Source organism: Sphingomonas paucimobilis NBRC 13935 (assembly GCF_000739895.2).
GTDB classification, from domain to species: Bacteria; Pseudomonadota; Alphaproteobacteria; order Sphingomonadales; family Sphingomonadaceae; genus Sphingomonas; species Sphingomonas paucimobilis.
The window spans coordinates 46,900-57,317 of record NZ_BBJS01000014.1; the positions used below are offsets into that span (position 1 = coordinate 46,900).

The window sequence follows — 10,418 nt, forward strand, 5'->3', positions numbered from 1 at the left end:
TTGCTCCGTTTTGGAGAGGACGGCTAGCTGAGGGCTTGTGATTAACCTGCTTTTATCGATCTCAAAGCTAGGGGCGATGTCGGGATGACGGCATGACGCTATTGAGATCGGTGGGCGTGGCCGCCTTGTTCTTGACGACAGTCGCCTTGCCACGGGCAAGCGCCGAAACCCCAGATTCCTGGGCGGATTGGCGATCGGCATCGTTCACGAGCCTGGGCGATGCCACCGGGCTTCCGCATATCACCACCACCGCCATTGTGCGGGCGAAGGACGGGACGATGTGGATCGGGACGCGCGGCGGCCTGACCCGTTATGACGGCCAGCGTGTGCGGGCGTTCAAGCAGGTATCGACCGATCGTGGGAGCCTGCCCGACAATTATGTCCGGGCGCTGCTGCCCCTCGACGATGGCGGTATCCTGATCGGAACGAATGTGGGTGGTGTCGCCCGCTTCGATCCTCGGACGGGGCGCTTCGTCCGGTTGAGCCCGGCGCACGGCCATATCGGATGGCGCATATCGGGGTTTGCACCCGATGGCGCGGGCGGCGCCTTCATCGCCTCGGAAGAGGGCATCCATCATTACGTTCGATCGGACGATCGTATCGATCCCATGAGCGAGGCGGCGATTCCGACCAAGGAGGGCGATCGTCATCAGGGCGCCTTCGCCATCTATCGCGACCGCGACGGTACCCTATGGGCGGGATGCGAACAGGGGTTATGGGCGATGCGTCCCGGGGCTCGGCGGTTCGTCAGGGTCATTGTGGACGGCGCACATCCCGTCGGCGATGTCTGGTCGATCCTGCGCGACCGCGCGGGTCGCCTATGGGTGGGCACCGGCTCCAGAGGCGTTTACGTCTCGACCGGTGGTGGCCCCCGACCGGCGTTCATCCATCCGCCCTCGCTGGCCGAATCCGCGCCGCTGATCGCGCACCGGACCATTCGCGCCCTCATCGAGGACGATCATGGCCGCATCTGGATCGGCACGGACGGCGCCGGGATCGTGCTGGTCGAGCCCAATCGGGGCTTCATCGCCAGCGGGCTCCGTCGTGTGGCGGCCAACCCCACATCGCTGGCGGGCGATACCGTGCGTGCGCTGGCGCTGGATGGCAGCGGAGGAATCTGGGCCGCGACGGAACTCGGCGCGTCGCGAACCAAGGGGCCGAGTGACAAGGTCGTGCGTATAGGGTCGGCCATGCCACGTCCCGAAATGTCGCTGGCCGACGATAACGTCCGCAGCATCCTGGTCGATCGTCGCGATCGGCTGTGGCTGGGACTAAGCGACGGGTCGGTCGATCAGCTCGACCGGCGGGCAGGCCGCGTCCGGCATGTGAAGCTGAACGGCAGTCATGCTGGACAGGACATCAAGGCGTTGCTGGAAGCGCGGGACGGCACGATCCTGGTCGGTGCCCGCGGGATCATCGCCATCGATCCGGCCACCTTGAAGCAGCGCGATATCCCGGTCGCGTTGATCGGTAACCTGCCCATCATCTCGCTGGGCGAAACGGCGGCCGAGCTGCTTATCGGAACGTACAAGGGCCTGTTCATCCTAGACCGCGCAACCGGTGTGGTGACGCATTATCAACATGATGCCGCCGATCCCCAAAGCCTGCCCAACAACGAGGTGATCAATATCGTCGTCTTGCGGGATGGCGACGTGTTGCTCGCAACACCGGCGGGCATGGGGCGGATGAAGCTCGGCACTCGGCGCTTCGTGACCTATGCAAACAATGTACGCGATCCCGACAGTCTGCCCCAGGACTATGTCGGATCGATCATCCCGGATGGCGGTAATCTATGGGTCGGTACCTATCGTGGTGTCGCCTTTGGCCGCCCCAGGGCGGGAGGCTGGCGGTTTCGGGCGATGACCGAGGCGCAGGGGCTGGCTGGCGACAATGTCGCCTCGCTGGTGCTGGATGGCCGCAAGCGCGTCTGGGCCGCCGGCGCGGGCGGCATCTCGGTCATCGATCCCACGCAACGCTCGATCCACGAGATGAGCCGGCGCGACGGGCTGACCATCAACGCCTTCAACCAGCGGGCGGCAGCGCGCAGTGCCGACGGATCGTTGCTGTTCGGATCACCGGACGGGCTGATCGTCCTCAGCCCCGACGCCCTGCTGGGACGGCGCGGCCAGAAAGGGACGGCGCAACTGATCGTCAGCGAGGCGGATATCGACGGCCGGCCGCTGGCGATCGACTCGGCCGCGCCTCACCCTGTGCTCGAACTGGGGCGTGAGGGGCAGACGTTGCGGCTCGGTTTTTCCCTGACCGATTATGATGCGCCCGAGGATATCCGCTACAGCTATTGGCTGGAGGGGTTCGATCGCGGATGGATGGCCGTGCCTGCGGGGACGCCGGCCAGCGCGACCTATACCAACCTGCCGCCGGGGGAATATTGGCTTCAACTTCGCGCAGAGGTGCCGGGACTCGCTACCCAGACGGTGACCCACCGTGTCCGCATTATCGTCGCGCCGAAATGGTATGAGACATGGCCGGCTTGGCTGCTCGGCGTGCTGCTGGGCGTTGCCGCCCTGGGCGGCGCGTTCTGGCTGGTGACGGCGGTCGTCCGGCGGCGCGCCCGCATGCTGGAGGCGATGGTCGAGCGGCGCACGAGCGAGCTGCGCGTCGCCAATGAGCAGCTCGACCGGCTGGCCAGCACCGACCCGCTGACCAATCTGGCCAATCGCCGCACGTTGATGGCCAAGATCGAAACCATCGCCCAATGCGCGCAGAAGAGGGGGGAGCAATTTGTCTTCGCCTTGCTCGACGTCGATCATTTCAAGCGGATCAACGACCAGCACGGCCATGGTGCGGGCGACGAGATCTTGGTGGCGATCGCCGCCGCCATTCGTTCGGGCGTTCGGGCCCAGGATTGTGTCGCCCGCTATGGTGGCGAGGAGATCGCCATCCTCTTTCCCAGGACCGCGAAGAGCGAAGCGCTGGGAATCGTCGAGCGCGTACGGTCGATGATCGCATCCTCACCCATGATGGCGGAGGGGCAGCCGATTGGCGTCACGCTCAGCGCCGGCGTCGCGGCTTGGCGGCCGGGTCGAGACATCGCCGACATGATCCGGCGGGCGGACGAGGCGCTTTACCGGGCCAAGCGGGGCGGCCGGAACCGGGTGGAGATGACGCTTGACGACTGAGCCGCGGAACCCCGGCTCGATCCGCACCGTTGCTCAGGAATGACAGAGGAAATTTGGGAGCCGGGTGGACCCGTGACACTGACCGGGCGGCTCGTGCGGCGCGACGGCGCGTTCATCCTTCAGCGTGATCACGGCGGCACACTGGAATTACGCCTGCCGCGTGTTCCCGTGGATCATGTCGGCAAGTCGGTTGCGGTGATCGGACACATGATCGGGCCCGATCTTTTCGAGGCGGAAGGAGTGCGGAGCGCCTGAGCGCCCCGCCGACGCTCAATGGGCAGCCTTGCGTCCGGGCAAAAAGTGCAGCACGCCCACCAGCGCCGCACCGATGATCAACCCTATGATCGCCGATCCTATCGCGCTGACGATCCAGTTCACGGCACCGGCGGCAAAGGGAAGCGCCTCGGCAGCGTGATGTGCCGTGTCATGGATCAGATGGGGCACGGTGGTCAGCCCGAACTCCTCCATCCCATGGACGATGATGCCCCCGCCGACCCAGACCATCGCGGCCGTGCCGACGATCGCCAGCACGCGCAGCAGGACCGGCATCGCCTTGACCAGACCGCGCCCGATCGCTTGCACGACGCTGTTGTCGCGCTGTGCCAGATGCAGGCCGATATCGTCCATCTTCACGATTGCCGCGACCAGCCCGTAGACACCGGCGGTGATCGCAATGCCGACCAGGACGAGCGCAATGGCCTGGGTCCAAATCGACATGTCGGGCAGTTCGGATAATGCGATTGCCATGATCTCGGCCGACAGGATCAGGTCGGTACGGATCGCGCCCGACACCTGCCGGTCCTCCAGCACCTTCGGATCGGTGACCGCGACATCCTCCGCCGCCGCATGGCCACCGGCCAGCATCTCGACGATCTTCTCACTCGCCTCGAAACACAGAAAGGCGCCGCCCAGCATCAGGATCGGGGTGATCGCCCAAGGCGCAAAGGCGCTGAGCAGCAAGGCGGCGGGCAACAGGAACAGCAGCTTGTTGCGCAACGACCCGAGCGCAATCTTGCCGATGATCGGCAGTTCGCGCTGCGGCGCCAGGCCAACCACGTAACGCGGCGTGACGGCGGTATCGTCGATGACGACGCCCGCCGCCTTGGCACCGGCACGGGCCGATGCGCCCGCTACATCATCGAGCGACGCCGCTGCCAGCTTGGCGATCGCCGCCACATCGTCCAGCAACGCAACCAGACCCCCTGCCATTGAAATGCCCTGCTTTCTGTTTGACTGCCGCCTGCCTAGAAGCTGTCGACCAGCGATGCACGGAAAAATGACGCGGTTGTCATTTCATCCAGGCGGCGTCTCGCCAAGCCTCTGCCAGATGCGCGATAAGGGCCGGGACGGCGGCCGGTGCGCCGATCGGGGCATGGAGACCCAGAATGCCGACCGCCACCGATCCCTCATAGCGCGGAAGCACGCGGACCAGCCGTCCGTCCGCCAGCGCATCGGCGACATCCCATAAAGAGCGTAAGGCAATCCCGGCGCCGGCCAACGCCATCTCGCGCACGACCTCGCTCGAATTGGTCTCGATCAAGCTATCGCCCGTCACCGTCGCCCCGGTGAGCCGCCAGGGCAGTTGGCCGTTCGCCGCCAGCAACCGATGATCGGCGAGTGCCGCGATGCCGGTCGGCGTGCCGGCCTGTGCGAGATAGGAGGGGCTGGCGCAGAGCACCCGACGATTGTCCGCGAAGCGATGCACGGCCAATCCGCTGGGCGGGGCCGCCGTGATCCTTATCGCCAGATCGACCCGCTCCCCCATCACATCGACGAAATCATCGGTCAGGTCGAGTGAGAGGCGTATCGCCGGATAGCGTGCCAGAAAGCCCGGCAGATAGGGCGCGACCCATAGGCGGCCGAAGGAGGTCGGTGCCGTCACACGCAAGGGGCCGGTGGGTCCCGCCGCGATATGCGAGACCCGCGCCTCCGCCGCCCGCAGGCCCGCCACCAGCGGGGCGACTTCGCCATGAAAGGCCGCGCCCGCCTCGGTCATGGTCAGCCGCCGGGTGGTGCGGTGGAGCAACCGGACGCCCAATCGAGCCTCCAGACGGGCGATCCGTTTCGAAACCATCGCGGGCGACAGCCGCCATGTTCTGGCCCCACCGGCCAGACTACCGGCCTGTACCACATCGACGAACAGCGCGATATCGGGATCCATTCGTTCCTCTGGCGATCGACAGGCGTGCGATTATGCCATCTATCGATGCGAGTGGCGATGCCCTATTCTATGTCGGAAGAGAGGAATGGGAGAGTTGCTATGATCGACCGTCACGGCCTGTCCGTCGCCCCGGCACTGGTCCGCTTTCTGGAGGATCGTGCCCTGCCCGGTAGCGGGGTGGACGTTGATCGCTTCTGGTCGGGGATGGCGGACGTCTTGGCACGCTTCGCCCCTGAAAACGCCGCCTTGCTGGCGAAGCGCGATGCTCTGCAGGCGCAGATCGACGATTGGTATCGTAAGGGCGGCGCGCATGACGGTGCGGCGCAGCGCGGTTTCCTGACCGAGATCGGCTATCTGACGCCCGAGCCCGCACCTTTCACGATTGCGCCGTCCCATGTCGATGACGAAGTCGCGCGGCTGGCCGGGCCGCAGCTCGTCGTGCCGATGCTCAATGCACGCTTCCTCCTGAACGCGGCCAATGCGCGCTGGGGCAGCCTATATGATGCCCTGTACGGGACCGACGCCATCCTGCTCCCCAGCAGTGCGCGGGGATATGACCGGGATCGCGGTGATGCCGTCATTCGCTGGGTCCGCGATTTTCTGGACGATGCCCTGCCCATTGCCGGCAATTGGCATGACGTGACCGATGTCGAGGCGGCCGCCGCCACTTTGCGCGATGCGAGCCAGTTCATCGGCCGGAGCGAGACCGGCCTGTTGTTCCGGCATCACGGCCTGCATATCGAGATCATCGTCGACCGCACCCACCCGATCGGCCAGACCGATGCGGCGGGGATTGCCGATGTTCTGCTCGAATCCGCGCTGACGACGATATGCGACCTGGAGGACTCGGTCGCGGCGGTCGATGCGGAGGACAAGGTCGCCGGCTATGCCAATTGGCTTGGCCTGATCGACGGCAGCCTGTCCGCCAGCTTCGACAAGGGGGGCCGCACGCAGACCCGCACGCTGGCCGAGGATCGACATTATCATGCTCTGGACGGCACGCCCTTCACGCTACCGGGGCGCAGCCTGTTGTTCGTGCGTAATGTGGGTCACTTGATGACCACGCCGGCGATCCGCCTGCCGAACGGCAACGAGGCACCCGAAGGCATTGTCGATGCGATCATCACCAGTCTGATCGCCCAGCGTGATGGGCGGGACGGTAGGCCTATGCGCAATGGTCGGTCGGGATCGATCTATATCGTCAAGCCCAAGATGCACGGGCCGGACGAAGCGGCCTTCGCCAACCGCCTGTTCGATGCGGTCGAGGATATGCTGGGCCTCGACCGGCATCGGATCAAGATCGGGGTGATGGACGAGGAACGCCGCACGTCGGCCAATCTGGCGGCGTGCATCCATGCCGTGAAGGACCGCATCGTGTTCATCAACACCGGCTTTCTCGACCGCACGGGCGACGAGATCCACACCGCGATGCAGGCGGGCCCGATGGTCCGCAAGGCCGATATGAAGGCCAGCGACTGGATCGCGGCCTATGAGGATCGCAATGTCCAGATCGGGCTGGCCTGCGGTTTCGCGGGCCGGGCGCAGATCGGCAAGGGCATGTGGGCCGCGCCCGACCGGATGGCGGACATGCTCGCACAGAAGAGCGCGCATCCCATGGCCGGCGCCTCGACCGCCTGGGTGCCGTCACCGACCGCGGCCACCCTGCACGCGACCCATTACCACCGCGTCGACGTTACCGCCCGCCAGCAAGCCCGCGCTGCTGAAGCGGTGGCGCCGCTCGAGCGGTTGCTGACGCCTCCGATCGCATCCTCGCCGCAATGGAGCGCGGAGGAGATCACCGCCGAACTCGACAATAATGCGCAAGGGCTGCTCGGCTATGTCGTGCGCTGGATCGATCAGGGCATCGGCTGTTCCAAGGTCCCCGACATCCATGACATCGGCCTGATGGAGGACCGCGCCACGCTGCGCATCTCGGCGCAGCATATGGCCAATTGGCTGCTCCACGGAATCGTGACGCCGGCCCAGATCGATGCGGCGCTGTCGCGTATGGGTGAGAAGGTCGACGCGCAAAATGCCGGTGATCCCGCCTATCGGCCGATGAGCGGGCTGGGCCGCAACGGGTTGGCGTTCCAGGCGGCACGCGCGCTGATCTTCGAGGGAACGGCGCAGCCCAATGGCTATACCGAACCGCTGCTCCACCGCTATCGTCAACTGGCCAAGAATGATCGGAAGGACGCCGCCTGATGCCTCTTTACGCCCTAGACGACCGCCGGCCCAGCGTGCACCCCAGCGCCTGGGTCGCGCCCTCGGCCGATGTGATTGGCGAGGCGATCCTCGACGAACAGGCCAGCCTGTGGTTTGGGGCGGTCGTCCGGGCGGACAATACCCCCATCCATATCGGCACGCGCAGCAATGTGCAGGACGGAGCGGTGCTGCATTCCGATCCCGGCAGTCCGCTGACCATCGGGGCGGATTGTACCGTGGGCCATCATGCGGTGCTGCACGGCTGCACGATCGAGGATGGCTGCCTGATCGGCATGGGGGCGACGATCCTGAACGATGCGGTGATCGGCGCGGGTTCGTTAGTCGGGGCGGGCGCACTGGTTACTGAGGGCAAGACCTTCCCGCCTGCCAGCCTGATCGTCGGCGTGCCGGCCAAGGCGATCCGTACCTTGGGGCCCGACGATCTGGAAAAGCTGCGTCGATCCGCGCTGGGTTATGCGGAGCGCGCCGGTCGCTATGCCGCCACGCTGCAACGAGTTGATGAAGATCGGTCCGAAGCGGCCGTTGACGCCGAGCCTGCACCTGCCTAGCCAGAGGGAGTGACGCCGCCCACTATCCTGATCGTCGAGGACGATCCCGCCCTTCGGACCCTGACCGCCCGCGCGCTCCAAGAAAACGGGTTCGCGGTGAAACTCGCCAATGCCGCCCCCGAAATGTGGCAGGCCCTGGAAGTCGGACAGATCGACCTCATCCTGCTCGACATTATGCTGCCCGGGACCAGTGGCATCGATCTGTGCCGACAGGTCCGCCAGAGGAACGCGGTCCCGATCATCTTCATCAGCGCCAAGGGCAGCGAGGTCGACCGTGTCGTCGGCCTGGAACTCGGCGCGGACGATTATCTGCCCAAGCCGTTCAGCACGCGCGAACTCGTGGCCCGCATCCGCGCCGTCCTGCGCCGGGGCGGGCTGGAGAATGCCCCGGGCGAGCGGGAGGCGGGGATATTGGGCTTTGACGGCTGGACCGCCAATCTGCCGCGGCGCGAGCTGATGTCGCCCTCGGGCGCGCAAGTGGAACTGACGGGGGCGGAATTCGACCTGCTCGTCGCCTTTCTGGACAATGCCCAGCGCGTGGTGGCACGCGAGCGGCTGATCGAGCTGTCGCGCGCGCGCATCGGTGACAGTTCGGATCGCAGCATTGACGTGCTGGTCAGCCGCCTGCGCCGCAAGCTGTCGGGCGCCGGCGGTGCGGCCCCGATCGTGACGGTGCGCGGCGTCGGATATATGCTGAACGTACCGGTCGAACGCCGGTGATCCGCCCCTCGGTCGGTCTGCTGGGGCGGATCGTCGCGATTCTGTTGCTGGCGGTCACGATCGAATTCGCCGTCTCGACCTATCTTTATGAGCGGGCCAGCCATGTCTCGGTACGCGACGACGAAGCGCGGCGGCTGGCCGAGCATCTGATCGTCGCGCGGCGTGTGCTCAGCGAACGCCCTCCCTCCGAACGGGTCGAGGTATCGGAGGAGCTGACCACAGACCGCTATATCGTCAGTTGGTCGCCCGAAACGCCGCCCCGTCCACCGATCGCCCCAGCCATGGATGGCATGCGCCGCCAGATCGTCGAGTGGGAGCCGACGCTGGCTGATACCGATATCCATTTGCGGCTGACCTCGCCGGGGCGGACTTCGGTGGTGAGCGGCGATCTGCGGTTGCAGGATGGGTCGATCCTGACCTTCCGGATGCGTGAGGGCGTGCGGACGCTCGACCTGGCGTTCGGGCGCGTGCTGCTGGCGCTGATCCCGGCCATTGCATTGATGCTGCTGAGCGGGGCGTTGATCGGCCGCATCCTGCACCCGCTGCGGATGCTCGCACGGGCCGCCGACAAGCTGGGCCGGGGGCAGGGCGGGCAGGGCGCCCTGATCGTGCCCGAGCGTGGACCGGGAGAGGTTCGCCATGTGACCCGCGCGTTCAACCGGATGCAGGCGCGTATCGGCCGACTGATCGACGAACAGACCCGGGCGCTTGCTGCCGTCGGGCATGATCTGAGGACACCCCTCGCCCGCCTGCGCCTGCGCGCCGATGCGATCTCGCAGGATGATGTGCGCGAGGCGATCGGCAATGATATCGAGGAGATGGAGGCGATGGTCGCCTCGCTCCTGGCTTTCCTGGGTGGGGAGGGCGATGCCGAGAAGCCGGAGTTGACGGACCTCGCCATCCTGTGCGCCAATCTGGCCGACGACGCGACCGATCATGGGCGCGATGTCCGCTATGTCGGGCCCGACCATTTCGACTGCCGCCTGCGCCGGTTCGGGATGAAGCGGGCGCTGACCAACCTCGTCGAAAACGCGCTGCACTACGGCGAACACGCCGTCATCACCCTGGCGGCGGATGGCGCGACGGGTGTGCATATCCGGGTCGAGGATGATGGGCCCGGCATCCCGGAAGATTCGCTCGAACTCGTGCTCGAGCCCTTTGTCCGGCTCGATGCGGCACGCCGTCGCGATACGGTCGGCTTCGGTCTTGGCCTGTCGATCGTATCACGTGTCGTTGCCGCCGAGGGGGGCGAATTGAAACTCTCCAATCGGCCGGAAGGCGGGTTATGTGCGGAAATCCACCTCCCCAACTGTCGGACATGATTTGTCACGCAGTCGCTGCACGGCAGCAAAGATCGTCGCGTATATCGTTGTGTGAGGCGGAAGGACATCCTCCGCGATCGCAAACCAGATGGTGCGATCGCGACATGTCCGACCGCCACGTCTTCAATGCCGAAACGGCTCGGCGTCATGCCAAGCCGATATCATGCGGAGATTGACTTATGACGATGGAGTTCGATTTGTCCGCTCTGGAATTGCAGGGTGCCTTGCTCGTCCTGGCGGTGATCATCACCTTCGCCGCGATCGAGGGCTGGAAGGCCCGCTAACCGTTTTCGTTCCGGGT

8 protein-coding genes are annotated in these 10,418 nt (G+C 65.8%); 6 read left to right on the forward strand and 2 right to left on the reverse strand.

Annotated elements, in window-relative coordinates; translation table 11 throughout:
- Nucleotides 1-92 precede the first annotated feature (92 nt).
- The gene (locus tag SP6_RS19995) at nucleotides 93-3,140 is read left to right on the forward strand and encodes a ligand-binding sensor domain-containing diguanylate cyclase (protein ID WP_053003278.1); all 3,048 of its coding nucleotides are present in this window, start codon (nucleotides 93-95) and stop codon (nucleotides 3,138-3,140) included.
- Nucleotides 3,141-3,212: 72 nt separating this feature from the next.
- Nucleotides 3,213-3,395: a DUF5818 domain-containing protein gene (locus SP6_RS04880; RefSeq protein ID WP_007403405.1), complete on the forward strand. Its 183-nt coding sequence runs from the start codon at nucleotides 3,213-3,215 to the stop codon at nucleotides 3,393-3,395.
- Between the two features lie 15 nt (nucleotides 3,396-3,410).
- Here SP6_RS04880 and SP6_RS04885 read toward each other — a convergent pair whose 3' ends face one another.
- Entirely contained in the window at nucleotides 3,411-4,349 is a 939-nt protein-coding gene (locus tag SP6_RS04885) for a DUF808 domain-containing protein (protein WP_042468625.1), read from the reverse strand.
- Between the two features lie 79 nt (nucleotides 4,350-4,428).
- A complete protein-coding gene (locus tag SP6_RS04890; RefSeq protein ID WP_007403386.1) occupies nucleotides 4,429-5,301 on the reverse strand; it encodes a LysR family transcriptional regulator in 873 nt (290 codons plus the stop codon).
- A 99-nt stretch (nucleotides 5,302-5,400) separates the two neighbouring features.
- Between SP6_RS04890 and SP6_RS04895 the strand changes: the two genes are divergently transcribed.
- Genes SP6_RS04895 through SP6_RS04910 form a run of 4 tightly spaced genes read left to right on the forward strand, consistent with a single transcriptional unit; the run spans nucleotide 5,401 to nucleotide 10,117 of the window.
- The gene (locus SP6_RS04895; protein WP_007403407.1) at nucleotides 5,401-7,506 is read left to right on the forward strand and encodes a malate synthase G; all 2,106 of its coding nucleotides are present in this window, start codon (nucleotides 5,401-5,403) and stop codon (nucleotides 7,504-7,506) included.
- Complete coding sequence (locus tag SP6_RS04900) at nucleotides 7,506-8,075, forward strand: gamma carbonic anhydrase family protein (RefSeq protein WP_007403608.1); 570 nt, start codon at nucleotides 7,506-7,508, stop codon at nucleotides 8,073-8,075. Before SP6_RS04895 ends, SP6_RS04900 begins: the two co-directional genes overlap by 1 nt.
- Before the next feature lie 9 nt (nucleotides 8,076-8,084).
- Nucleotides 8,085-8,795 carry a response regulator gene (locus SP6_RS04905; RefSeq protein WP_007403360.1) on the forward strand — a complete coding sequence of 237 codons (711 nt, stop codon included), beginning with the start codon at nucleotides 8,085-8,087 and terminating at the stop codon, nucleotides 8,793-8,795.
- On the forward strand, nucleotides 8,792-10,117 hold the full coding sequence (locus SP6_RS04910; RefSeq protein ID WP_042468627.1) for an ATP-binding protein: 1,326 nt from the start codon (nucleotides 8,792-8,794) through the stop codon (nucleotides 10,115-10,117). Before SP6_RS04905 ends, SP6_RS04910 begins: the two co-directional genes overlap by 4 nt.
- Nucleotides 10,118-10,418: the final 301 nt, after the last annotated feature.

Coding starts and splice junctions, on each gene's coding strand:
- SP6_RS04890 (WP_007403386.1), bottom strand. CDS start 5,301: ATGGATCCCGATATCGCGCTGTTCGTCGATGTGGTACAGGCCGGTAGT.
- SP6_RS04885 (WP_042468625.1), bottom strand. CDS start 4,349: ATGGCAGGGGGTCTGGTTGCGTTGCTGGACGATGTGGCGGCGATCGCC.
- SP6_RS19995 (WP_053003278.1), top strand. CDS start 93: ATGACGCTATTGAGATCGGTGGGCGTGGCCGCCTTGTTCTTGACGACA.
- SP6_RS04900 (WP_007403608.1), top strand. CDS start 7,506: ATGCCTCTTTACGCCCTAGACGACCGCCGGCCCAGCGTGCACCCCAGC.
- SP6_RS04895 (WP_007403407.1), top strand. CDS start 5,401: ATGATCGACCGTCACGGCCTGTCCGTCGCCCCGGCACTGGTCCGCTTT.